The organism is Streptomyces sp. NPDC059828 (assembly GCF_042731955.1).
GTDB lineage: Bacteria > Actinomycetota > Actinomycetes > Streptomycetales > Streptomycetaceae > Streptomyces.
This window is the reverse complement of record NZ_JBHWIW010000012.1, coordinates 50,626-73,400: the sequence shown is the minus strand read 5'-3', so window position 1 is coordinate 73,400 and position 22,775 is coordinate 50,626. Positions and strand designations below refer to the sequence as shown.

Genomic DNA, 22,775 nt, shown 5'->3' with positions numbered 1-22,775 from the left:
GCCCTGGCGAGGACCAGGACAGGACGAGGGGTGGAAGGGGTGAACCGGTGTCCCGACTGACCGGCTGGTGGAACCGCCGGGGCAATGCGGCCAAGGTCGAGCTGTACACCCGCTGGTCGTTCCACACTTTCGTGCTTGTCGAGGTGTTCACGATCGGGCTGGCCACGCTGGGGCGCCAGGGTGGCCGCTGGCCGGTGAGTCTGCCGGTGACCCTGCTGGTCTGCGTCCACGCGGTGCTGAGCGGGGTGCTCTCGTCCCGCGCCCTGGACTGGCGTCTGGGCCGGCGCCCGCGTCCGCTCGGCACGGCGGCGGCGCTGGGGTTGCTGACCGGTACCTCGACGCTGACCGTACTGGTGACGGGGGCGAGCGGGGCCGTCGTGCAGTTCACACCGGTGACCGTGGTCACCGTGACCACGGGTCTGGTCAGTTTCGGCTGTGCCTCCCTGGTGCTGTGCCTGAACCGGGTCCGCCACATGATCTGGTTCGTCCTGGCCACCGTGACCGTCACCACCGCGATCGCGTGTGCGCTCGCCCTGCCTGCCCCCGCGGCCGGTACGGGCGGCTTCGCTGCTCCCGAGGCCCTCGGCATCGGGGTGGGCACCCTCATGGGTGCCACGGGTATCTCCTTCACCTACGCCTTCTCCGCCTGGCTGCTGAGCGCCGTATGGGAGCTGGACCGTGCGAGGGAGCTTCAGACCCGGCTGGCGGTCGCCGAGGAGCGGCTGCGCTTCGGCCGTGATCTGCACGATGTGATGGGCCGCAATCTCGCGGTGATCGCCCTCAAGAGCGAGCTGGCCGTACAGCTGGCTCAGCGCGGTGCGACGGAGCAGGCACTGGCCGAGATGACGGAGGTGCAGCGGATAGCCCGTGAGTCGCAGCGCGAGGTGCGCGATGTCGTACGCGGCTATCGCGAGGCGGATCTGTCCACGGAACTGGAGGGGGCTCGGGGTGTGTTGACGGCCGCGGGTATCGACTGCCTGATCGACTCCCGGGACGTCGGTCCGCCAGACGCCGGACTGCCGGTCGAGGTCCAGTCGGCGCTGGCGTGGGTGGTGCGGGAGGCCACGACGAACGTCCTGCGGCACGGGGACGCCGAGCACTGCGCGATCCGGCTGGGTGTGGGGGACGGTTCCGCGGTGCTGACCGTGGAGAACGACGGCGCGCGGGACACCGTGGTGCCGGGACCGGGCGGCACGGGGCTGGCGGGTCTGCGTGAGCGGCTGGCCGCGCTGGACGGCACGCTGGACGCGAGCCGCGCGGGACGGGACGGATTCCGTCTCACCGCGCGGGTGCCGCTGGCCCCCCGGAAGGTACGCACACCGGAATCAGCCGGGACAGCCGGGACGGGAGGACAACCGTGAGCCAGGACCGTGTCCGGGTGCTGCTCGCCGACGACGAGCACCTCATCCGGGGAGCCCTCGCCGCCCTGCTCGCCCTCGAGGACGACCTGGTCGTCGTGGCGGAGGCGGCCTCCGGCCCGGAGGCCCTCGCCATGGCCCGGGCGCACCGGCCCGATGTCGCGGTGCTGGACCTCCAGATGCCCGGCGCCGACGGTGTGACGGTGGCCACAGAGCTGCGGACCGTGCTGCCCGGATGCCGGACCATGATCGTCACCAGCCATGGCCGCCCGGGGCATCTGAAGCGTGCTCTGGCGGCAGGGGTGCGCGGCTTCGTCCCCAAGACCGTCAGTGCCCAGCGGCTCGCGGAGATCATCCGTACCGTCCAGGCCGGAAACCGCTATGTGGACCCGGAATTGGCCGCCGACGCCATCTCCGCGGGAGACTCGCCCCTGACGGCCCGCGAGGCCGAGGTCCTGGAGCTCGCCGCCGACGGTGCGCCCATCGCGGAGATCGCCGCACGAGCCGCGTTGTCCCCCGGGACGGTACGCAACTATCTGTCGTCGGCGGCCTCGAAACTGGGCGCGGGCAACCGGCACACCGCTGTGCGTCTCGCACGGCAGCGAGGTTGGGTATAGTGGCTTCCGCGCCACGGCGCATGCGGACGTAGCTCAGTTGGTAGAGCGCAACCTTGCCAAGGTTGAGGTCGCGAGTTCGAGCCTCGTCGTCCGCTCAGATACAAAGCCCCCGGCCCCTTGGGCCGGGGGCTTTGTCGTGCCCCGAGGCGAGACCTATGACCAGCGGATGCCGGTCAGCAGCTCGTATGCCTCCACGTACTTGGCGCGTGTCGCGTCCACGACCTCCTGCGGCAGCGGGGGCGGGGGCTGCTCGCTCTCGCGGTCCCAGCCGGAGGCGGGCGAGGTGAGCCAGTCCCGCACGTACTGCTTGTCGTACGACGGCTGGGCCCGGCCCGGCTGCCAGGAGTCGGCGGGCCAGAACCGTGAGGAGTCCGGGGTCAGCACCTCGTCGGCGATGACCAGTTCGGGCTCGGCCCCGTCCGCGGTGGCGAAGCCGAACTCGAACTTGGTGTCCGCGAGGATGATCCCCCGCTCGCGCGCGATATCCCGGGCGCGCCCGTACACCGCGAGGGTCTTCTGGCGCAGCAGCGCGGCGGTCTCCACGCCGACCTGGTGGGCGACCTCCTCGTACGAGACGTTCTCGTCGTGGTCGCCGACGGCGGCCTTGGTGGCGGGGGTGAAGATCGGTGCGGGCAGCTCCGAGCCGTCCACGAGCCCCTCGGGGAGGCCGAGACCGCAGACGGTGCGGGTGGCGTTGTACTCGACCAGCCCGGATCCGGTGAGATAGCCCCGGGCCACACACTCGACCGGGACCATGTCCAGGGCCCTGCACATGAGGGTGCGCCCCTCCCAGTCGGCGGGCGCCCCGGCCGGAAGGTCGGTGGAGAGCACGTGGTGGGGGACGAGGTCCTCAAGGCGCTCGAACCACCACAGCGAGAGCTGGGTGAGGACCCGCCCCTTGTCGGGGATCTCGGTCGGCAGCACCCAGTCGTACGCGGACATCCGGTCGCTCGCGACCATCACGAGCTCACCGCCCTCGGTGCGGTACAGATCACGCACCTTGCCCGTGTGGAGGTGCGTCAGCCCCGGGACCTGAAGCGGCTCGGGCTTTTCTACGAATCCGGACACGGTTCCTCCGCGTGGTTATATCCAAGGCCTCCCGATTGTCTCCCACCCGGCCCGGCCGGGTGCAGCCAGGGCACGCAGGTCAGCGCCGCACCGCCTCGGCGTGCTCGATTCCGGCTCACGCGGGGCCCACACCGCGGAAGGGCGCTGTGGGGCGTCAGTCCCGCTTGCAGATCCGGTCCAGCAGGTTGGCGGTCGCGCGCTGGACCCGGGAATCCACATGCCCTGGCCGGTCGAGCGCCGGGGACCAGGCGAAGGTGCCCGAGGCGAAGACCCAGGCGCCGGAGGGGGCGCGGTAGAGGGAGGTCTCCTGGTGCCGGATCACACCCTCCCCGTCCTGGTAGGGGGAGTGGGCCAGCAGGATGCGGCCCTGGTGCTCGGGGAGCGCGGTGCGGGGGAAGTACCGATCGGCCTCGCCCGCGACCAGACCGGTGATCTCGTCGCCTTCGCCCGCTCCGGTGGCCTCCCAGAGCCAGTGCTCCGCGTTCCGCACCACCAGGGGGTGTGGTTCGGGGACTCGGCCGGCGTACTGGATCCCGAGGAGTTGCTGCTCCGCACGGCCGGCCTCGCGCCAGAGGGCGGGTCGGCCGGGGCCGCGACGCTTGCGGCAGGTGAGCAGGCGGTCGGGAACGCCCGAGGCGGACGGGCCCAGCTCGACCTGCCAGTACATGGTGTTGGCGGAGAGGAACACCAGGGACGTGCCGTGGTCTCGGGCGGACTCGACGGTGCGGCGCATGGACGCCGACCAGTACTCGTCATGGCCGGGGAACACCAGACCCCGGTAGCGGGTGGGGTCGACCCGGCCCGCGTGCAGGTCCCGGGTGTCGGCGTAAGCGAGGTGGTAGCCGTAGCGCTCGGCCCAGCGGATGAAGTCGTAGGCGTGCCCGACATGGAGGGGCAGGCCGGCGCCCGCGTAGGGGCGGTCGAAGGACACGGTGATCGCGGCGTCCTCCTCGCCGAGCAGCCGGCCGTGTTCGTCCCAGGCGTGGTAGAGGCTGGCGCCGGTCCTGCCGTCCTCCGGATAGAGGTTGTACGCCTGCCAGGTGATGTCCGGGAGCAGCAGCAGCAGATCGGCCGGATGGTCGTCCCGCACGGTGAAGGGGATGTGCGAGCGGTAGCCGTCCGCGGTGGTGAGCACGGCCACGTAGGCCCCGATCGACCAGTACGAAGGGACCTGGAGCCGCCAGGAGAGCCACCAGTGGTGGCAGGAGACCGTGCGTTCGGCGGTGAGCGGTGCCGGCTGGACGATGCCGGAGAGCCGCGGACTCGTGGTGATCTTGGATGCGCCGTCGCCGCCGTAGTGGCCGATGCGGTAGACGTCGACGGAGAACTGCTGCGGCGGGTTGACCGTCACATGGAAGTCGATGGCCTCACCGGGGGCGACCGCCCCGCTGGAGGCGAAGCCCTTGATCTGGCGGCGCACGTCATCGGCGGTGCGGGGACGGCCCCGGGTGCCGCCTCCCCGGCCCGGGTCGGGATCCGCGTACCAGGGGACGACCTGGCCGGTGTCGTCGAAGTACTGCTCACTACCCCGCAGCCAGGGCAGCGGCCCCTGTCCGAAGGGATCGGAGACGGCATGTGCGAGGGCGCCTGATTCCCAGCGCCGGATCTGCTCCGCCCCCATGTCACGCCCCTCCTCCGACCACTGTTCTGATGGATTGCACTGGCCGCCGCCCTGGCTTCACTGCTTCCGGCGGCGCCATTCCCCAGCACATCACATAACGCACGCACTCCGTCACCGTTCGTCGCGAATTTACGTGAACGGAATGCGCCATTCCCAGCTGTGCCGTCCGACCGCCCCGGCCGCACCGTCACACGAGCCGGATGGGCTTCTCCGGGCGGACGCCCACCGCCGTGAACCAGTCGCGCAGCGGCTCGGGGTCACCGTCCTCGACCAGACTGAGCACTCGGCCGCCCAGGTCGGCGCTGCGCACACCGCCGACGAGGAGGGCGGGGCCGTCGAGCCAGTCGAGTCCCGGCGCCGCACCGGCGGTGTCGACGGCCGCGCAGCAGACCATGGCGATGACGTGGTCCGCGAGCAGTTCGCGGGCGGTGCGCGGTGGCTGGAGCGGGAAGAGCGGCAGGGGTTCCGTGACCCAGACGTGCGGGGTGTCGCCGCTCAGCGCCTCGGTGCCGGTGGCCGTGCATCCCGGCGGGCCCGCGGATCCGGTGGCCTCCGCGGTCCGCTCGCGTGCCGCCTCCTCGCGGGCGACCGCCGCACTGATCCCGGCAGCGAGTGCGCTGCCATGGCCGGAGTCCGCCTCCGGCTCCATGGACACGACCGGGCCGTCTGTGGACGGCCCCGCAGTGGACGGCCCTGCGGCGCAGAGGTAGTCCATCACCCGGGCGAGGTTCGGCCCCGCGGGCGCGGCGGCGGGCCGGACGCCCATGGCGTCCAGGACACGGTGGAGCCTGGCCGCTTCCGTACGCCACTTACGGTCCACGACCTCTTCCGGATACGCCTGCCAGTCCACCGGCGCCCAGTCGGCTCCGCTCTCGCCCGGGCACCCGTGGAAGAGCCGCGCGGCGAGCAGGGAAGCGGCCTCGTCGACGGCGCCCGGCTCCTCCAGCAGATCGCACGCGGGACGTTCGCCCAGTCGGGAGGTGAAGCCCTCGGCCAGCCGGTCGCGGCGGGACAGCTCGGTCAGCGCGGAGACCACCCCGGCGTCGAGCCGGGACGGCCAGCGCCCCATCCGCCAGGCGGGCAGCGCCACCCGCGTCAGCAGCCGGTCCCAGCCCGCGTAGGCGAGGCCGACCTGCTCCTGCGCCACGATGCGCAGACCGTAGTCCACAGCCTGTGCACGCGCGGACGCCGCTGCGGCGACCGCGCGTTCCATCTCGGCGGCGTGCACCCGGCAGCCGCGCAGCAGAATCCGGGCGATACGGCCCGCGAGGCCGAGCGCGGGCCCGCGGACCAGACCGAGTCCCGGCCGGGCAGCGGCCCCGACAGCGGCGTCAAGGCCACGGATGAAGCGGCGGGCCGCGGCTATGTCGGGGTGGGCGGACGGCCCCGTGCCCGCGACGACCGGGGCCAGCACGGCCCTCAGCTCGGCGACCCGCATCCACCACAGGAAGGGCGAGCCGATCACCAGCACGGGCGGGGTGGAGGTGCGCTGGGCGCCGCCCGATATCGCCTGCGACATGAACGTGCCCGCACCCGTGCCGTGGCCCTGGTCCGGCACCGTCGGGGATTTCGGCCGGGTCGCGGGGTGGGTCCGGTCCTCGAGCCAGCTGTCGCAGTCCGGTGTGAGGGCTATCGCGGACGGCACGGGAACGTCCAGCCGGTCGGCGAGCTCCTCCACCAGCCGGTACAGATCGGGGGCCGACCTCTCGGACAGCTCCACCGTGGGGCTGACGGCCGGCCTCGCCCGGGCGATCACCAGCGCCACGGCCGCCGCGAACAGCAGCACCACGACCGCGGCCGACGTCACCGCCCAGCGCGCGGCATCCCAGCCGCTGCCGCCCCCGATGGTGCCCGTGGCCTCCCCGGCCAGCAGCACGACGGCGGCTGCCGCTGGCAGCAGCGCCAGGGCCAGTGCCCTGCTGCGGACGCGCAGCACAGCAAGGGCCCGGGAACGGGCGACCTGCGCGCCCGCCTCCTCACCGATACCGGTTCCGGACACGGCCGGACTCACCCCCTCTGCCCCTCAGCCCTGCGGCGGTGTAGGTCACGACCCCACTGTGGCACCCGCCACCGACATCGCAATGCCGGTGGGCCAAGTGCCGGAACACCTGCGCCGCACCCTAGTTGGGGCCGCGGCGGCCGTCATCCGGATGGCCGAGCCATCACTCGATGGAATGGCCTTGGGCAAAGGGAATGACGGCCCGAAGGAGCTGTGGGTTCACTCCCCTTCCGCTACCCGCGGGCCCTTAGGGTTCACTCCCCCGCGGCCTTGCGGGCGATGTCCGTACGGTGCTGTGAACCGTCAAGCCGGATACGGCCGACTGCCTCATAGGCACGCTCCCGGGCCTGCGCGAGATCCTCGCCGGTCGCGGTCACCGACAGCACACGGCCACCGGCACTGACGACCGTCCCGCCGTCGTTCCTGGTGCCGGCGTGCAGCACGTAGGCGTGTGGGGCGTCCTGCCCTGCGACCTCCGCCAGTCCCTCGATCGGGTCACCGGTGCGCGGCGTACCCGGGTAGTTGTGCGAGGCGACGACCACGGTGACGGCGGCGTCGTCGCGCCACTTGAGCGGTGGCTCGTTCTCGAGGGTGCCCCGCGCCGCACTCAGCAGAAGGCCCGCGAGCGGGGTCTTGAGGCGGGCCAGGACCACCTGGGTCTCGGGGTCACCGAAGCGGGCGTTGAACTCGATCACCCGTACGCCCCGGCTGGTGATCGCGAGACCCGCGTACAGCAGCCCGGAGAAGGGGGTGCCGCGCCGGTGCATCTCGTCCACCGTCGGCTGGAGCACGTTCTCCATGACGTCCTCGACCAGCTTCGGGTCGGCCCAGGGCAGCGGGGAGTACGCCCCCATGCCACCGGTGTTCGGCCCCTGGTCGTCGTCGAGTGCCCGCTTGAAGTCCTGGGCGGGCTGGAGGGGCAGCACGGTCTCGCCGTCCGTGACGGCGAAGAGGGAGACCTCGGGGCCGTCGAGGTACTCCTCGATGACCACCCGTCCGCAGGCGAGCGCGTGCTCGCGCGCCGCGGCCACGTCCTCGGTCACCACGACGCCCTTGCCGGCCGCCAGCCCGTCGTCCTTGACCACGTACGGGGGGCCGAAGGCGTCCAGCGCCTCGTCCACCTCCTCCGGGCTGGTGCAGATGTACGAGCGGGCCGTGGGTACGTTCGCCGCGGCCATGATCTCCTTGGCGAATGCCTTGGAGCCCTCGATCCGGGCGGCCTCCCGGGACGGGCCGAAGCAGGCGATCCCGGCCGCGCGCACGGCGTCGGCGACACCGGCCACGAGCGGGGCCTCGGGCCCGACGACGACGAGGTCGGCTTCCAGACCGGTGGCGAGCGCGACCACGGCGTCGCCGTCGAGGGCGTCCACCGGGTGCAGCTCGGCGACCTCGGCGATACCGGCATTGCCGGGCGCGCAGTGCAGAGCGGTGACGTCGGGGTCGAGAGAGAGTGAGCGGCACAGGGCGTGTTCGCGGGCGCCGCCGCCGATGACGAGGACCTTCACGGCAGCCAGGGTAGCCCGCGGGCCGAGGTCGGCCTTGTGCGGGCCGCCCAAGCGGCCACCCTTACTCGTTTGTGTATTCCTCCACGACCGTGGCACCGAGCTCTCGGACGATCAGATCGTGACCGGAGAGTGCGGAGTCCACGAGGTCCGGATCGTCCTCCTCCGGGATGTCGTCCTCCAGCGCCACAGCCGGCGGGCGCACGGGCCCGGCGTCCGCGGGGCGCGGCGTCTCGGGGGCGGGCGACGGCGCCGACTGCTCCGGGCGCGGCGGCTGAGCGGATGCGGGCGCAGGAGCGGAGGGCGGCTGTGCGGCATAGGAGACCGCGGACGCCGACGGCGCCGACGGCTGGCCGGGCCCGGGACGGCCGCCGTAGCCCCCGCCCCCACCGGGACCGGAGCCCGGGGACGGGCCCGCACCACCGGACGGATCGATGATCGCCTCGATCTTCCACTGGACGTTGAACTGCTCGGCCAGCGCCTGGCGGAGCACCTCCTCGCTGCCGCTGCTCGCGAAGTTGTCCCGGGCGCCCGCGTTGATGAAGCCGATCTGGAGCGTGGCGCCGTCGAACCCCGCGACCTGGGCGTTCTGACTGAGCAGGATCCAGGTGAAGCGGCGGCGGTTCTTGACGGCCTCCAGGATGGCGGGCCACATGTTGCGCACCTGGGCGGCGCCTTGGGCCGCTCCTGGCGAGACGGTGGTGCTCGCCGGAACCGGGGCGGGCGCGGGGACGGCAGCGGGATCGGCGGCGGCCGGCTCGACCGGGGCAGACCGCCCCTGGCCGGGCGCGGCAGCGGATGGCCAGGCACCGGGCCGCTGCGCGGACGCGGGCGACGAGGGCGCCGACGGGGGCACGGGCGCGGGGCCGGAGCCACCACCCGGCCAGGCACCCGGCCGGGGAGCGCCGGACTCGGGCGCCGGCGGCGTGGGCTGATCATGTGCCGCGTCAGGCTCGTCGGGTACGACAGGCGGCGCGGAGGCGACCGGCGCGGACGGCGTCGGCGTCGGCGTCGGGGACGGCATCGGCGTCGGGGACGGCGTCGGGGACGGCATCGACTGCGACTGCGGCTCCGCGACAGGCCCGCGAACGGCAGCACGCGCAGCGGCCGCGCCGCCACCCTGACCGGACGGACCGTGCGGGCCGGCTGGCATGTGGGCGTCGGTGGCCGGTACGTATCCGACTGCGGGCGCCTGTCCGGCCGCGGGGAAGGAGACGCCGCGCTCCAACCGGTCGAGCCGCGCCTGGAGCGAACGCTCGTCGTCGAAGGCGGCGGGCAGCAGCACCCGGGCGCAGATCAGCTCGAGCTGAAGCCTCGGCGAGGTCGCCCCGCGCATCTCGGTCAGCCCCGCGTTGACAAGGTCCGCCGCCCTGCTGAGCTCGGCGGCACCGAAGACCTGGGCCTGGGCCTGCATCCGTTCGACCACGTCCACGGGCGCGTCGATGAGACCCTTCCCGGCCGCGTCCGGCACCGCCGCGAGGATCACCAGGTCGCGCAGGCGCTCCAGCAGATCGGCGACGAACCGGCGCGGATCGTTGCCGCCCTCGATGACCCGGTCGACCACCTCGAACGCCGCGGCCCCGTCCCCCGCCGCGAACGCGTCCACAACGGAGTCCAGCAGCGCCCCGTCCGTGTAACCGAGCAGGGCCGTCGCCATGCCATACGTCACACCGTCGTCGGCGGCACCGGCGAGCAGTTGGTCCATCACGGACATCGAGTCACGCACGGACCCCGCCCCGGCCCGCACGACCAGGGGCAGCACCCCGTCCTCGACGGGAATGCCCTCACGGCCGCAGACCTCGCCCAGATACTCCCTGAGCGTCCCGGGTGGCACGAGGCGGAACGGATAGTGGTGCGTCCTGGACCGGATGGTCCCGATGACCTTCTCGGGCTCGGTGGTGGCGAAGATGAACTTGAGGTGCTCCGGAGGCTCCTCGACCACTTTCAGCAGGGCGTTGAACCCCGCCGGCGTGACCATGTGGGCCTCGTCGATGATGTAGATCTTGTACCGGCTGGCCGCCGGTCCGAAGAAGGCCTTCTCACGCAGCTCACGGGCGTCGTCCACACCACCGTGCGAAGCGGCGTCGATCTCGATGACATCGATCGACCCCGGTCCGTTCCGCGCGAGGTCCCGGCACGACTGGCACTCCCCGCAGGGGGTCGGCGTGGGCCCCTGCGCGCAGTTCAGACAGCGCGCGAGGATGCGGGCACTGGTCGTCTTGCCGCACCCGCGCGGCCCGCTGAACAGGTACGCGTGATTGACCCGGTTGTTGCGCAGCGCCTGCTGCAACGGGTCGGTGACATGCTCCTGCCCGATGACCTCGGCGAAGGACTCGGGACGGTAGCGGCGGTACAGCGCAAGGGACGACACGCCTACGAGGTTATCGGGGCCCACCGACATCCGACCCCGCCGCTGGACACCCGCACCGCTCCTGCCGAGCGCCCCAACCTTCACCGGGCACGCAAACGCCCCCCACGCACCCGCCAGAGCCGACCTACCCTTGCTGCCTTCCGGCCCTGGGGGAGTTCAGTCAGTTAGCGCCACGTGAGGGGCTCCGCACAGAGTACCTGATGGCGGGGGTAGGAACGAGTTCGCTAGCACTCCTCAGCGTCATGTAATGTTCTCGACGGAGGATTCGCCTAGAGGCCTAGGGCGCACGCTTGGAAAGCGTGTTGGGGGCAACCCCTCACGAGTTCGAATCTCGTATCCTCCGCCAGTGCCTCACCGGGCACGATGTCGAAGGGCCCCACCGTTCGCGGTGGGGCCCTTCGTCGTGCGTGGTCTCAGCTCTGGTCTCAGCTGCCGTTCACTCCTGGTCTGGGGTCAGCCCTGTGGCCGCTCACTGCGCATGGTTCATGAGGCCCACGCTGACCAACGTGAGCCACCACCGTGTGCGCTCCCTCACTGAAGGAGGAGCGCACACAGCTCCTCGTCTCTCAGCAGAGCACGGACGTGAGGGTCCGCATCAACGAGGTTGGCGTCGGCGTTTACGGAGACGGCCTTGTGCAGGGCCGCGTAGCAGACATCAGCGAAGGGCTGGTCGCGCATGCACCAGACGTAGTGGCGCATGTCGTCCGGTCGACCCTCATCCCGTGCACGTGCCCACTCCTTCAGGTCGCCACCCAGGTTCTGCCAGGCACGCTCCCGCGCCCGGCGACGCTTCCCCTCATTGAGCCCACACACGTCAATCGCCCACTGGCCCTTCCTCGAGAGTCGCAGGTGGAACAGGCGAGCAGAAGGTTCAGCCGGTGGAACGTCCGGAGCGCGGCACCGAGACTTGGGAACGAAGTGGTCGACCGTGTCGGCCATGTGATTGCCGCAATACATGCAACAGTCCAGGCCCGGCGCCATGGCTCAAGCTCGCCCTTTACCGGCCGGTAGACGTCCCGGCATACGGTTTTTCGGTCCCACATCCGGTCGGCGTGCTCGATACGTTCGGCAATCGGAGTACTCGCGAGTTCCTGGGTCAGCCTCACATGTTCGTTGCCGTGGTGAAGGTCGAGGAGGAAGACGGTCTCCTCGATGGTGTCGGTGCCCTGGGTGATGACGACGCCGCCGATGTCTCCGGTCCCCAACTCCGCCGCGATCGCGGCCGACAGATCCGTGAACGCATCGGCCGCGCAGTCGGTAGGTCGTGGGTCCCAGCCGGAAGGGCCGGATCGCGAAAGCGGTCCGGCCCTTCCGCGTGTGTGCGACCGGTCGCCCGCTGCGCCGTCCCGCCCGGGCGCGGAAAGGCGGTCCGGGCGGGGCAGGTGGAGTGGGGCCGGGGCGACGCGGGACGGGGCCGGGGTCAGGCGGCGAGGACCTCGATGCCGTGGGCGAAGAGGGCGGCCTGGACGCGGTTGTCGACGCCGCACTTGGTGTAGACGGCGCTGATGTACGACTTCACGGTGCCGGCGCCGAGGCCGAGCCGCTTCCCAATCTGCTGGTTGGTGAGGCCCCGGCCGAGCAGCACGAGCACCTCGCGCTCGCGCAGGGAGAGCGGCAGCGGGACGCCCGGCTCGCGGGTCTCCGCGCGGATGGCCGCGGCGCCGGTGTGGCGGATCCAGGAGGCGGGCAGCACAGCCGCGCCCGAGGCGAGGGTGTGCACGGCGTGCGAGAGGGCGCTCGTGTCGGCGTCCTCGGGGAGGTAGCCGGAGGCGCCCGGCGGCAGACCGGCCGCGGCGGGACGCGCGGCGCCGGCTTCGCCGAGCAGCGCCACCGGGACACCCGGACCGCCCGACGATGCCTCGCCGCCCTTCAGTGTGGAGAGCAGCTGGCCGACCCCGGGCAGGTTGCGGGAGGCGAGCACGACCGACCGCCGCCCGCCCCGTACCCAGGTGAGCACCTCGTCCACGTCGCCATGGCTTGCGACCGTGAACTCGCCCCGTCTCGCGAGGGATTGCGCGAGCGCCTCACGGATCAGCGGATGGTGGTGGGCAATCGACACATGCAACACGGTTCCCCCGAGAACTGGATCGACTGGACGTCAAGCGTGGTCGGGGTCAAGTTACCTCAAAGTATTTGGCTGCATGTCAGGCAGGCTCCCCATGCCCCCCAGCCGGATTCCGCCCGTCATGTACACATTCGCCCTAGCTACGCTCCGGTAACTCCCGAACGGACCCGCTGACAGGCAGTACGGGAGCCGTTCGCCGCCGACCATGATCAACACGGCTCGGCGTGACGCCGGGCCGGACGGTGTGCCCGCCCCGCGCCAATCGGGGCGGGCACACCCTCCGATCGTAATGAACGAACGCGAAGGAACACTCTTCATGAACCGCTCGGCAACCCGCCGTCCGCTGTCCGCCGCCGCCGTCACGGCCACCGTCCTCGGCGCCTTCATGGTCGCGGCCACCGCGACCCCCTTCTTCCTGAAGAGCGCCCTGAACATGAGCAAGGACTCGGCCTCCACCGCCTACCAGGCGATCATGACCGGCATGGACGTGGCCTCCGCCATCGGCCTGGTCTCCGGCGGTCTCGCCGTTGGCTCCATCGTGATCTGGGGCGTCAAGCAGGCCATCAAGAAGGGCGGCAAGAAGGCCGTCATCGCCTAAGAGCCGACACCACCCCACACCGTGACCGCCGGCCCCGTTCGCAGGGGCCGGCGGGCCGGTGGGCGGACACCCGGGCAGGCAGGTAGACAGGGCGGACGGGCAGGCAGGCGCGAGAAGTACATGGAGACGACGACCAGTGGGCTCTTCCGGAGGCAGTGGCCCGCCGTGGTGTGCGGCACCCTGCTGTGGTCCGCCGCGTTCGGCGCGGGCTGGCACTGGGCGCCCACCGACCCCACCGGGGTGAGCCTCGCCCCGAAGAACGGTGACTGGAATCTGTTCGCGGAGATCCTCGCGCGGAACGTCGGCGTCTCCGCAGCCCTCTTCCTCGGTGTCCTCACGCTCGGCGTGATGACGATCCCGCTGACCCTCCTGACCGGCGTCCTCGCCGGTTACTACTGGGGCCAGGGCAGCGCCGTCCTCGGCGCGGGCGGCGTCGTACGGCACCTGCTGCCGCACATGCCCCTGGAGCTAGCCTGCCTCGCGCTAGCCGCAGCGGCCGGCCTCGTGCCGCTGGTGGGCTGGGCGCGCGCCGGACTCACGGGACGGGCGACGGGGGCCGGACTGCTCGCGCGGGCGGGGTTTCCGGACGCCTGCCGGCTGTGGGGTGTGGCGGTGGCGGGATTGGTCGTGGCGGCGGGAATCGAGACGTGGGTGAGTACGTGAGCACAACTGCACGGGATACGGACAAGGTGAGGGCGGCAAGCGAGACGGGCAGCCCGGGCGGGCTGCCGAGCTACCGGGGCGACGGCGACACCGCCCCCGCCCACGGAGGCAGTCGAGTACCCGGCGGCGCCCGCCTCCCGAGCCGGCGCCTCCACGCCCTCGGTGTCTGCGCCCTCGTTGCGGCCATCCTCGGCTTCGGCGTCCCCCTCTGGGGCGAGATACGGGAGCGCGTCCTCGACCGCGTCGGGCCCGTGCCCGACGGGGCGATCGGGATCGGAACGGGCATCGCGTGGACGACCAGCGCGCTCGCCAACATCGTGACGCTCGGCGTCCTCGGCGTCCTCATAGGCGTCCTCTGCGCGCTCGCCGTACGCCACCTGCCACTGCCCCTGCCCGGTGAGCGGCACCCGCTCCCGACCGGCGGGGCGCGCGGCGAATTCACCGACCTGCGGCGCGCGTTCACACTCGGCTGGATCGGCTTCGTACTCGCCAAGCTCACCGGCTGGACCCTGACCCGGCTCGTCACGGGCGGTTCGACCGCGTGGGCCGTGCCGTCCGTGACCCATCTCGACGCCTGGCTGCCGCTGCTGCCCTGCGCCCTGCTGCTGACCGGCCGCACCGTCGGGGCCTCCTGGCCTCGCGCCGCGACCGTCGCGGTCGGGATCACCGCGCTGTACGCGATCGCGCTCCGCGCCCTTCCCGCCTGACCTGCCCCGGCCTGTTCCGCCCCGGCCCCCGTCTCCCCCCACCATCACCATCCGCGTTTCGGAGAAAAATGCTGCACCGCCTCCTCTTCGGCACCCTGGCGAACCCCAAGGTGATCCAGTTCCTGCTGCGTTGCCGGACGGTGGTGGTCGACGGCGTCTCCCGGCCGGGGGTGCGGATCGCAGGCGGGGTGCTCGCCGCAGCGGCCGGGGCCTGCGCGATCGCGTACTGCGTGGTCTTCCGGGTCACGACGGACGAGACCAGGCGGGCCGTGACGGCCTCCCCCGACCTGCGCGGGGAGCCGGGGAACGTCATGGACGTCCTCCAACTCATCAGCGTCGTCTGGCTACTGAGCGGGGTCGTGCTGCTCGCGCTCGGCCTGCTCGTCGCCATCGCCCGCTGGGGCAGCGTCGCGATGATCGTGGGCGGTGTGCTGTGGTGGGCGCCGCTCGGCATCCTCGGCCTGTACCTGCCGACCGCGTCCGCGCCGAAGCTGCTCGCCGGGCTGTTCATAGCCCTGGTCGTCCCGGCGACCCTGCTGTGCCCCGCGCAGCGCTTCGGCGGGACGGCGGCACGCGCCGGCGCCGCCTCGTGAGCCGTACGGCTCCGGGGTCCCCGGCCTGGCCCCGTACCGTGGCCGCGCTCTGCCTCGCCGACACCCGCCGACGGCTCAACCTCCTCGTCGGCGCGCGCCCTTCCGCACGGCGCCGGCGCAAGGCGGCCTGGATGGTCGTCGGCGCCGGGGCCGCCGCCACGCTCGGCACCCTGACCGTCGTCGGGCGCACCCTGGGCGCGCTGGCCCCGCCCGGGCCCGCCGTGCGCACCGAGCTGGCGGCCTGGACGTGGACGCCGGTCGTGGTGTGGTTCCTGCACCAGGTCCTGACCGCCGAACCGGCCAAGGCCCGCGCCCTGGTCAGCCCGCCCGACGCGAGCGTCCTGCGCACGCTCCCGGTGTCCCGCGCCCAGCTCGTCACCGCCCGGCTCGTCGTCCCCGCCACCGGGATCGCCGCCCTGGTGCTGACCGCCGCGACCGCCGTCGGCGCCCCCTGGCTGGCGGCGGGCGCGGAGGGCCGCCGGCTGCTGCCGGTGTTCCTGCTGCACTGCGCGGGCGCGGCCGTGACCGGAGTCGCGCTGCACATCGCCCTGGTCACGGCCCTGATGGTCCGGGTCGTACGGATCCCTCACCTGCCGCGCCTGCTCGTCTCCGCGGTGGTCGGCGGTGCCGTCGGTGCCGTGACCGCACCTTTCGTACGGGCCCTCACGGGCGGCGACGGCCCCTCGCAGGCCGATGTGGCCCGGATCGTCGGGGAGGCGCTCACCGCCGCCCGTCCCCACCTGTGGACGGTCGCCCACCGCCCCGGGGCGGCGGCGTGGGTGGCCGCCTCGTACGCCGGGCTCACGCTCCTCCTGACCACGACGGCAGTGCTCCGGCTGCGCGCCACGGTGCGCCGCGACGCCGGCCTCGGGGACACGGCTGCCGCGCGCCCGGTGGCGGGCGGGCGGAGGCCCTGGTCCTCGTCGCCATACGCCCTGGTGAGGCAGGTGACCTGGCTGCGGTTCCTGCGCGGACACCCGCAGACGGTCGGCGGTCTCGCCCGCCTCCAGCGGCTGAGCGTGCTGCTGGGCACCGGATGTATGGGGGTCGTCGTCGGGCTCGGTGGGCCGCTGTGGGAACTGCCGTTCGCCGCCGTGGGCGGACTGTTCGTGGCCGCCGCACTGATCACCACCGGCGAGGTCGTGCAGGTCTGCGGCATCGAGGCGGACCGGGAGTCCTGGGACGTGCTGCGGCAGGCGCCGCGGGCCGCCGGCGCCTGGGTGGCGGCGAAAATCGCCACCGCATCGGTCGCGGTGGCGGCGGTGACCGGCCCGTTCGCCCTGGGGATCGCGGCACTGTGCGGCGTGCACGGCCCGGCCGGCTGGGCGCGCGCGGTCCTCGCGTGGGCCGCGGTGGCCGCGGCCACCGGCTGCGCCGTCGTGCTCACGTACTTCCTCGTGCCCCGCTCCGAGGCCTTCGCCGAGAGCCGGATCACCCGGGCCCCGGCCGCCGAGGTCACGGAGGGCCTGCTCGTCGCGCTCCTCACCCTGCCGGTCACCGCGGGCGCCGCTGTGGGCGCCGGCGGAGACGTGGGGCACGGGGTGCTGCTCGTCCTCTCCCTCGGGACCGGTTGGGCGGTGGTGCGCAGGGCAGCGCGGAGCGACCTCCGGCCGGCTTCCGTCGAGGCACGCCCCGCACCCGAAACCCCGACTTCCCGGAGCTCTTCGTGAACGCCACCGACATCGCCGTCGACATCCGCATCGAGAACCTCGTCGTACACCGGGGCGAGGGGCACGTCCTGCGCGGCCTCACCGCCCACGTGCCCGAGGGCACGGCGGTGCGCGTCGCCGGCCCGAACGGCAGTGGCAAGAGCACGCTGCTGCGCGTGCTCGCCGGCCTCACCACGCCGGACACGGGCCACGTGACCATCGCCGGAAAGCCGCCCGCCGACCCCGCCGTACGGGCCGTACGCGGCTTCGTCCAGGAGCCGCCACCGCTCTATGAACACCTCACCGCAGAGGAGCAGTTGGGGCTGGTCGCGGGCGTGTGGGGGCTGCGCGCAGGGGACCTGCGGGAGCGCGCCGCGAGCCTGGGGCTCGGTGAGCGCTTCGACGTGCTCGTCGGGGACCTCTCTCTCGGCCAGCGCAAGAAGCTCGGCTATGTGTGCGCCACCGCGCACGAGCCGCGCCTGGTGCTGCTCGACGAGCCGTTCAACGGGCTCGACGCCGCGGCCGAGCGGGCGGTGCGTGAGGACCTCGCCCGCTGGCGGGCGGAGGGGCGCACCCTCGTCGTCGTCTCGCACGCCGACGGCTCGGTGGCGGACCTGGTGGACACCACCCTCACCCTCGCCCTCTCGACGGAGGACGGCTCGTGATCGAGGTCAGCGGGCTCGTGAAGTCGTACGGTGGGCGCCGGGTCCTGGACGGGCTGTCGTTCACCGCCGCGCCCGGCCGCGTCACCGCCTTCCTCGGCCCCAACGGCGCGGGCAAGAGCACCACCCTGCGCATGGTCCTGGGCCTCGGCACCCCCGACGCCGGTCACGCCCTCGTCCACGGTGTCCGGTACGCCGAACTTCGCGACCCGCTCCGTACGGTGGGCGCACTGCTCGACGCGTCCGCCTGCCACCCCGCGCGCAGCCCCCGCGCACACCTGTCCTGGCTGGCCCGCACCCACCGGATCCCGCACGCGCGCGTGACCGAGGTGCTCGACCTGGTCGGCCTCGGCCCGGCCGCGCGCCGGCCCGTACGGGGCTTCTCGCTCGGCATGCGGCAACGCCTCGGCATCGCCGTCGCCCTGCTCGGCGACCCGGAGACGCTGCTGCTCGACGAGCCGATGAACGGCCTTGACCCCGAGGGCATTCAGTGGCTGCGTGGCCTGCTGCGCGCCCTCGCCGACGAGGGCCGCACGGTCCTGGTCTCCAGCCACCTCATGCGGGAGATGGCGGTCACCGCCGACCACGTCCTGGTCATCGGCCGCGGCCGGGTGCTCGCCGACGGCGGCCTCGCCGCGTTCCTCGACACGGACCTGCCGCCGGTCCGCCTCGTCACGCCCCGGCTCGACGAACTGGCCGGCGCGCTGCGCGAGGAAGGCGGGCGGGTGACGTACGACAGCGCTCCCCGCACCGCCACCGTGACGGGCCTGCCGAGCACCCGCATCGGCGACATCGCCGCCCGGAACGCCTGGAGCGTCCACGAACTCACCCCGCTGCGGCCCTCCTTGGAGGATGCGTACATGCGCCTGACGGCGGAGGCGGTGGAGTACCGGGCGACCGCCCCGACGACCCGACAGGAGACTCTGGCCCATGCGTGACACGACCGAACGGGTGGGCGCGGGCCCTGGTGGGGGCCCAGGCGGCCTGAGTGGGGGCCCGAGCGGCGGCCGTCTGCCCGACCTCGTGGCCGCCGAGTGGACGAAGCTGCGCTCGCTGCGCTCCACCTGGACCCTGCTCGCCCTCGGCGCGGTCCTCACCGTCCTGGTGAGCCTGCTGTTCTGCGCGCTCATCGGCCCCGAGTTCCGCCGGGCGGACCCCGCCCAACAGCGCGCGCTCGACCCGGTCGGGCTCACCTTCACCGGCCTGCAGTTCGGCCAGGTGCCCGTGGTGGTCTTGGCGGTCCTCGCGGTCGGCAGCGAGTACGGCACCGGCATGATCCGCACCAGCCTCGCCGCCGTACCGCGCCGGGGCAGGCTCCTCACGGCCAAGCTGGCCGTCCTCGGCACCACCGGGCTCGTCTGGGGCCTGGTCACCGGCGCGGTCGCCCTGACCGCCGGCAGCGCCGTGCTCGGCGCCCCGGCCCCGCTCCACGCGGACGCGCTCCGGGCCCTGGCCGGCGCGGGCGTCTACGCGGGGCTGCTCGCGGTGCTCGCGGCGGCGCTCACCTTCGTCGTACGCCGCTCCCTGACCGCCCTCGGCATCCTGCTCCCCCTCCTGTTCGTCGTCTCCGGCGCCCTCGCCGCGACCCCCCACCTCCGCCCCCTGGCCCGCCTCCTCCCGGACCGCGCCGGCCTCCGCCTGATGCAGGTCCACCAGGACACCGGCGACCTCTCCCCGGCGGCGGGCGGCGCCGTCCTGCTCCTGTGGGCCCTCCTGGCGGCGGCGGGCTCGCATCTCGCACTGCGCCGCCAGGAGTGCTGAGGATCTGCCCGCTCCGCGGCGGGGTAGGTCAGACGTCCACCTGCCCGTCGGCGAACCGCGCTCCCGCCTCGAAGTCGTCATGGCGGACCCGGACGTCCTGGATGCGGAGGTGTCGCATGAGATCCGACGTCCGCATGAGGAGCACCCACGCCATGCTGGAGTGGCTCGGACTTCGGTCCGCCACGGAATTCGCCCCCGACCGTTTCACACCGGACGAGGCCGAACGCGCGGCTCCTGAGCATCACGGCACCATGAAAGACGAGCTGTCGGACCGTGCCACCACTCCCGGCACGCACTGGTAAGGGGTCCAATACCAGGAGTATGGTCTCTTGTATGGCGGCGACCAAGAAGGTAACGGTGACGATTCCCGAGGATCTCCTGGACGAGATCCGTGCCGAGGCGGCAGAGCGGGGCCTGTCCGCGTACGTCGCCGAGGCCCTGCGCTTCAAGCGCGACCGGGACCGGCTGCGGGAACTGGCCGACTGGCTGCAAGAGGAACATGGCCCACTCACCGAAGAAGAGCGCACCACATCCTTCAAGGAACTGGAGGATCTCGACGCCGAGCACGAGCACCGCCGCGCCACCGGACAGCACGGCGCCGGCGAAGCCGCGTGAAGAAGCGGGCCGGTGAGCGCGGACAGCGACCACTGCGCGTCTTCGTACTCGACTGCGAAGCCCTGTCCCTGGCTGTGCGCGGCGACAGGAAGATGATCGCCTGGCTCGATCTGGCGGCCCGGGGTGAAGCCGAGGTGGTGACGTCCCCGATGACGCTGGTCGAGGCGTACGACGGCAGAACCACCGAGCAGCGCTGGGACTGGGTGCTCTCCCGACTCAAGGTCGCCGACCTCGGAACGGACGAGGCACGCCAGGCCCGCCGCCTGCTGGCCGACGCCAAGCTGCACGGCCACAAGTACGCGATCGACGCGATGCTCGCCGTCATCGCACGCCAACAGAAGGGACAGGTCACCGTCTTCACCTCGGACGTGGACGACCTGGAGAAGCTGGTTGCGGAGTCGATCGTCGTCAAGAAGGTATGACCCGGCGCCCTGGTCTCAGTTTTGGTCTCATTCACCCCCGTCCAGCGCCGTACGATGTCGAAGGACCCCACCGTTCGCGGTGGGGCCTTCGTCGTATCTCAGCCCTCGTTGTCCTGGTCATCGTCCACAAGGACTGTTTCAGGAACTCCCGGGATCGCTCTTTCGATCTTCCGGGCCGCCTCGGGCGTGCGGCCGTCCGTGGTGGCCACGGTGCAGTGAGGGGCACAGCGCCTCCGTACCGTGGTGGTCGGGTCCGGGAATGGCCGGCTCAGTTGTTGCAGCCGGGGCCCTCGCTCGGGTCGACGCAGGTGTTGGTTCCGGATCCGCCGTTGTTGCGGTTCGTGCCTGTGCCGCCGTCCAGGGCGTCATCGTCGGCTTCCCCGAAGAGCTGGTCGTTACCCGCGTCACCGAAGAGGTCGTCGTTGCCCCTTCCCCCGAGGAGGTCGTCGTTGCCCCTTCCACCGAAGAGGGCGTCGTTGCCCAGGAAACCGGAGAGGTGATCGTTGCCCGGGCCACCGTAAAGCTCGTCGTTGCCTGTTTCACCGTCGAGCCCGTCGTTGCCCGATTCGCCATTGAGTTCGTCATTGTCCGGGCCGCCCGAGAGCTGATCGTCGCCCGAGCCCCCGAAGAGCTGATCGTTGTCCCTGTCACCGTTGAGGGTGTCGTTGCCCGAGCCACCGCAGATGAGGTCGCTCCCACCGAATCCGTAGACCGTGTCATTGCCTCCGAGGGCGAAGATGACGTCATTGCCGGGGGTTCCGAAGATGAGGTCGTTCCTCTCGGTGCCGACCTTGGTGGGTCTGGCGTCCTCGCAGGTCGCGCCGGCCGACGTCTTCGACACGCTCGAGCCGGTTGACGTGGCCGGGGTCGAACCCATGGCCTGCCTCGGTGTTCCTCGTACGGCGGCCGTTGTGGAAGCGGAGAAGACGAACAGTCCTCCGACGACGAGAGCGACGAGCGCGGGCAGCAGTCGGGCGCTGGCGCGGTTCCGGAGGGAACGATCAGTTGGAGCCGCCATCGGCCGGTCGTGGTCATAGAGGCGGGGCTGGACCATGGCTCGCCTGTCTCCTGGGCAAGGTGGGTAACCGTCCCTCACAGAAAGTCATACTCTCGCCCAGCCCGCTCCGGAACCCAGCGGGACGGCTCCCGCCCACAAGCTCTTTGCGCAGGTCACAGCGACGGACCAGGCACCACAAACACTCCATCGGTCGCCACCCGCACGGCCGGTCGGGTGGCCAGTGGCCGGATGGGTGGGGCGGGCACCCACGCCCCGCCCGGCGGGGTCGTCCCCGCTTCCCGTCCGGGTAGCGCTTGCCGGGAAGTAGGGCAGGCGTCTCCGCAGCCCATGGCGATCACCACCCCGGACCTCGGGGCGAAACACCGTCGATCCCATCCTCGGCGATAGGCTTCCCATGCGTCGTTTCATCGGGCGGGAGCGCGAGCTGAACACGCTCGGCACCGCCTTGGAGGCGGTTCACCACGCCGTCGGGTCAGCGAAGCCCGGCCAGTGCCTCCCCATCCGCGGACGGAGGCGGGTCGGCAAATCCAGCCTCGTCGAAGAATTCCTCCGGCGCTCCGAAACGCCCCACCTCTTCTTCACCGCGGCGGGCGGCACGGCGGAGAACGAACTGACGGAGTTGCTCGACGCCGTGGCGAGATCCACCCTCCCGGAACGGGAGCTGTTCTCGGAGGAGACCCCGGAGCAGTGGAATGCGGCATTGAGGCTCCTTGCGGAGATCCTGCCCGACGACCGCCCGAGCGTGGTCGTCGGGGCTCCCGACAGCCGGGGCCCTTACGAAGAGCCGGGGCGGTGTGGGGAAGAAGGACGATCTGACCCGGCTCCGGCTCCGGCTCGGCACCCCGGCGCCGAAGGGCGGCGCCGGGACCGCGCTTGCCTGCTACCGGTCCGTCCCCACGGCGCCGGCCTCCCGGGCGAGGATGGCGTAGACGTACTCGCTGCCCCAGCCCCAGTCATTGCGGTCGTTCTCGATCAGGTGCGCCTCACGACGCATCGACAGCCGCTCGCAGATCCGCTCCGACGCCGTGTTCTCCGCGTCGAGGCGAGCGTACAAGCGGTGCACGGACAGCTCCCGAAAGGCCAGGTCGCGCAGTGCGAGCGCGGCCTCCGTGGCGTAACCACGGCCGCCGTGGGCGGGGTGGAAGACCCAACCGATCTCGGCCTGCCTGGCGGAGGCGCTCGACAAGGTCACCTGGACCTCGCCTATCACCCCGGGGACTTCGCGACGGCAGACCGCCAGCGTGAGGTTGTCCCCGTCCTCCTTCCAGTAAGTGCCCTGCCCGACACGTTCGATCATCTCGGCGCAGCGCGCGCGGTCACGCGGCGGTCGATAGAGGTACCTGGCCACCCCGGGCAGCCCTTGGTACGCGTACATGTCGTCGATGTCATCCGCCGTGAACAGGCGAAGGGCCAACCGCTCCGTCATGACCGGCTGAGAGGTCACGGGCAGATACATGTGCATCCAACTTCCCCGGTAGCAAACAGG

Annotated in this window: 22 protein-coding genes, 2 tRNA genes, 1 other RNA gene and 2 pseudogenes; 16 read left to right on the top strand and 11 right to left on the bottom strand. The window is 72.1% G+C overall.

Going from position 1 to position 22,775, the window contains the following annotated elements; genetic code table 11:
- Positions 1 to 47 precede the first annotated feature (47 nt).
- The 3 genes from ACFV6V_RS10445 to ACFV6V_RS10435 all read left to right on the top strand — a co-directional run bounded on the left by ACFV6V_RS10445 (position 48) and on the right by ACFV6V_RS10435 (position 2,070).
- The gene (locus tag ACFV6V_RS10445) at positions 48 to 1,361 is read left to right on the top strand and encodes a sensor histidine kinase (protein WP_385561977.1); all 1,314 of its coding nucleotides are present in this window, start codon (positions 48 to 50) and stop codon (positions 1,359 to 1,361) included.
- Positions 1,358 to 1,975, top strand: coding sequence for a response regulator (locus ACFV6V_RS10440; RefSeq protein ID WP_385561974.1), 618 nt, complete (start codon positions 1,358 to 1,360; stop codon positions 1,973 to 1,975). Before ACFV6V_RS10445 ends, ACFV6V_RS10440 begins: the two co-directional genes overlap by 4 nt.
- Positions 1,976 to 1,997: 22 nt before the next feature.
- A tRNA-Gly gene (locus tag ACFV6V_RS10435) sits at positions 1,998 to 2,070 on the top strand.
- 58 nt (positions 2,071 to 2,128) lie between these two features.
- Here the strand turns inward: ACFV6V_RS10435 and ACFV6V_RS10430 are convergent.
- The 6 genes from ACFV6V_RS10430 to ffs all read right to left on the bottom strand — a co-directional run bounded on the left by ACFV6V_RS10430 (position 2,129) and on the right by ffs (position 10,722).
- Positions 2,129 to 3,043 carry a phosphoribosylaminoimidazolesuccinocarboxamide synthase gene (locus ACFV6V_RS10430; RefSeq protein WP_385561971.1) on the bottom strand — a complete coding sequence of 305 codons (915 nt, stop codon included), beginning with the start codon at positions 3,041 to 3,043 and terminating at the stop codon, positions 2,129 to 2,131.
- A 154-nt stretch (positions 3,044 to 3,197) separates the two neighbouring features.
- Positions 3,198 to 4,664, bottom strand: coding sequence for a N,N-dimethylformamidase beta subunit family domain-containing protein (locus ACFV6V_RS10425; protein WP_385561969.1), 1,467 nt, complete (start codon positions 4,662 to 4,664; stop codon positions 3,198 to 3,200).
- Positions 4,665 to 4,851: 187 nt separating this feature from the next.
- On the bottom strand, positions 4,852 to 6,663 hold the full coding sequence (locus ACFV6V_RS10420) for a hypothetical protein (protein WP_385561966.1): 1,812 nt from the start codon (positions 6,661 to 6,663) through the stop codon (positions 4,852 to 4,854).
- Positions 6,664 to 6,917: 254 nt separating this feature from the next.
- Positions 6,918 to 8,168 carry a phosphoribosylamine--glycine ligase gene (gene purD, locus ACFV6V_RS10415; RefSeq protein ID WP_385561963.1) on the bottom strand — a complete coding sequence of 417 codons (1,251 nt, stop codon included), beginning with the start codon at positions 8,166 to 8,168 and terminating at the stop codon, positions 6,918 to 6,920.
- Between the two features lie 61 nt (positions 8,169 to 8,229).
- Positions 8,230 to 10,536 carry a DNA polymerase III subunit gamma and tau gene (locus tag ACFV6V_RS10410; protein ID WP_385561960.1) on the bottom strand — a complete coding sequence of 769 codons (2,307 nt, stop codon included), beginning with the start codon at positions 10,534 to 10,536 and terminating at the stop codon, positions 8,230 to 8,232.
- 91 nt (positions 10,537 to 10,627) lie between these two features.
- Positions 10,628 to 10,722: signal recognition particle sRNA small type (ffs, locus tag ACFV6V_RS10405), an RNA gene on the bottom strand.
- A 72-nt stretch (positions 10,723 to 10,794) separates the two neighbouring features.
- Between ffs and ACFV6V_RS10400 the strand changes: the two genes are divergently transcribed.
- Positions 10,795 to 10,882: transfer RNA gene (locus ACFV6V_RS10400), tRNA-Ser, on the top strand.
- 185 nt (positions 10,883 to 11,067) lie between these two features.
- On the opposite strand, the gene ACFV6V_RS10395 is transcribed toward ACFV6V_RS10400, so the two are convergent.
- The 3 genes and pseudogenes from ACFV6V_RS10395 to ACFV6V_RS10385 all read right to left on the bottom strand — a co-directional run bounded on the left by ACFV6V_RS10395 (position 11,068) and on the right by ACFV6V_RS10385 (position 12,595).
- Positions 11,068 to 11,475 (bottom strand): hypothetical protein, encoded by a 408-nt coding sequence (locus ACFV6V_RS10395; protein ID WP_385562118.1) that lies wholly within the window; start codon positions 11,473 to 11,475, stop codon positions 11,068 to 11,070.
- A gap of 185 nt (positions 11,476 to 11,660) precedes the next feature.
- Positions 11,661 to 12,023 (bottom strand): annotated as a pseudogene (locus tag ACFV6V_RS10390) (asparaginase domain-containing protein); the annotation flags it as partial.
- Positions 11,957 to 12,595 carry a LuxR C-terminal-related transcriptional regulator gene (locus ACFV6V_RS10385; RefSeq protein WP_385561958.1) on the bottom strand — a complete coding sequence of 213 codons (639 nt, stop codon included), beginning with the start codon at positions 12,593 to 12,595 and terminating at the stop codon, positions 11,957 to 11,959. The gene ACFV6V_RS10385 and the pseudogene ACFV6V_RS10390, both read right to left, overlap by 67 nt.
- Before the next feature lie 322 nt (positions 12,596 to 12,917).
- Between ACFV6V_RS10385 and ACFV6V_RS10380 the strand changes: the two genes are divergently transcribed.
- The 11 genes from ACFV6V_RS10380 (at position 12,918) to ACFV6V_RS10330 (ending at position 20,271) form a co-directional block, all read left to right on the top strand.
- Positions 12,918 to 13,199 (top strand): hypothetical protein, encoded by a 282-nt coding sequence (locus ACFV6V_RS10380; RefSeq protein WP_385561955.1) that lies wholly within the window; start codon positions 12,918 to 12,920, stop codon positions 13,197 to 13,199.
- A 120-nt stretch (positions 13,200 to 13,319) separates the two neighbouring features.
- Positions 13,320 to 13,862 carry a stage II sporulation protein M gene (locus ACFV6V_RS10375; RefSeq protein ID WP_385561953.1) on the top strand — a complete coding sequence of 181 codons (543 nt, stop codon included), beginning with the start codon at positions 13,320 to 13,322 and terminating at the stop codon, positions 13,860 to 13,862.
- Positions 13,859 to 14,569, top strand: coding sequence for a hypothetical protein (locus ACFV6V_RS10370; protein WP_385561950.1), 711 nt, complete (start codon positions 13,859 to 13,861; stop codon positions 14,567 to 14,569). Before ACFV6V_RS10375 ends, ACFV6V_RS10370 begins: the two co-directional genes overlap by 4 nt.
- 68 nt (positions 14,570 to 14,637) lie before the next feature.
- On the top strand, positions 14,638 to 15,162 hold the full coding sequence (locus ACFV6V_RS10365) for a hypothetical protein (RefSeq protein ID WP_385561947.1): 525 nt from the start codon (positions 14,638 to 14,640) through the stop codon (positions 15,160 to 15,162).
- Positions 15,159 to 16,832 (top strand): hypothetical protein, encoded by a 1,674-nt coding sequence (locus ACFV6V_RS10360; protein WP_385561944.1) that lies wholly within the window; start codon positions 15,159 to 15,161, stop codon positions 16,830 to 16,832. The genes ACFV6V_RS10365 and ACFV6V_RS10360 overlap by 4 nt, the downstream gene beginning before the upstream one ends.
- Entirely contained in the window at positions 16,829 to 17,476 is a 648-nt protein-coding gene (locus ACFV6V_RS10355) for an ABC transporter ATP-binding protein (protein ID WP_385561941.1), read from the top strand. Before ACFV6V_RS10360 ends, ACFV6V_RS10355 begins: the two co-directional genes overlap by 4 nt.
- On the top strand, positions 17,473 to 18,411 hold the full coding sequence (locus ACFV6V_RS10350; RefSeq protein WP_385561939.1) for an ATP-binding cassette domain-containing protein: 939 nt from the start codon (positions 17,473 to 17,475) through the stop codon (positions 18,409 to 18,411). The genes ACFV6V_RS10355 and ACFV6V_RS10350 overlap by 4 nt, the downstream gene beginning before the upstream one ends.
- Positions 18,404 to 19,234 carry an ABC transporter permease gene (locus tag ACFV6V_RS10345; RefSeq protein ID WP_385561936.1) on the top strand — a complete coding sequence of 277 codons (831 nt, stop codon included), beginning with the start codon at positions 18,404 to 18,406 and terminating at the stop codon, positions 19,232 to 19,234. Before ACFV6V_RS10350 ends, ACFV6V_RS10345 begins: the two co-directional genes overlap by 8 nt.
- Before the next feature lie 116 nt (positions 19,235 to 19,350).
- Positions 19,351 to 19,536 (top strand): hypothetical protein, encoded by a 186-nt coding sequence (locus tag ACFV6V_RS10340; RefSeq protein WP_385561933.1) that lies wholly within the window; start codon positions 19,351 to 19,353, stop codon positions 19,534 to 19,536.
- Between the two features lie 31 nt (positions 19,537 to 19,567).
- Positions 19,568 to 19,849, top strand: a complete 282-nt coding sequence (locus ACFV6V_RS10335; RefSeq protein ID WP_385561930.1) for a CopG family transcriptional regulator — start codon at positions 19,568 to 19,570, stop codon at positions 19,847 to 19,849.
- Positions 19,846 to 20,271, top strand: coding sequence for a PIN domain-containing protein (locus ACFV6V_RS10330; RefSeq protein WP_385561927.1), 426 nt, complete (start codon positions 19,846 to 19,848; stop codon positions 20,269 to 20,271). The genes ACFV6V_RS10335 and ACFV6V_RS10330 overlap by 4 nt, the downstream gene beginning before the upstream one ends.
- 268 nt (positions 20,272 to 20,539) lie before the next feature.
- Here the strand turns inward: ACFV6V_RS10330 and ACFV6V_RS10325 are convergent, their stop codons facing one another.
- Entirely contained in the window at positions 20,540 to 21,325 is a 786-nt protein-coding gene (locus ACFV6V_RS10325; protein ID WP_385561925.1) for a calcium-binding protein, read from the bottom strand.
- Positions 21,326 to 21,683: 358 nt separating this feature from the next.
- Between ACFV6V_RS10325 and ACFV6V_RS10320 the strand changes: the two are divergent.
- Positions 21,684 to 22,040, top strand: a pseudogene (locus tag ACFV6V_RS10320) (AAA family ATPase); the annotation flags it as partial.
- 129 nt (positions 22,041 to 22,169) lie between these two features.
- Here the strand turns inward: ACFV6V_RS10320 and ACFV6V_RS10315 are convergent.
- On the bottom strand, positions 22,170 to 22,745 hold the full coding sequence (locus ACFV6V_RS10315) for a GNAT family N-acetyltransferase (RefSeq protein ID WP_385561922.1): 576 nt from the start codon (positions 22,743 to 22,745) through the stop codon (positions 22,170 to 22,172).
- Between the last annotated feature and the right edge of the window lie 30 nt (positions 22,746 to 22,775).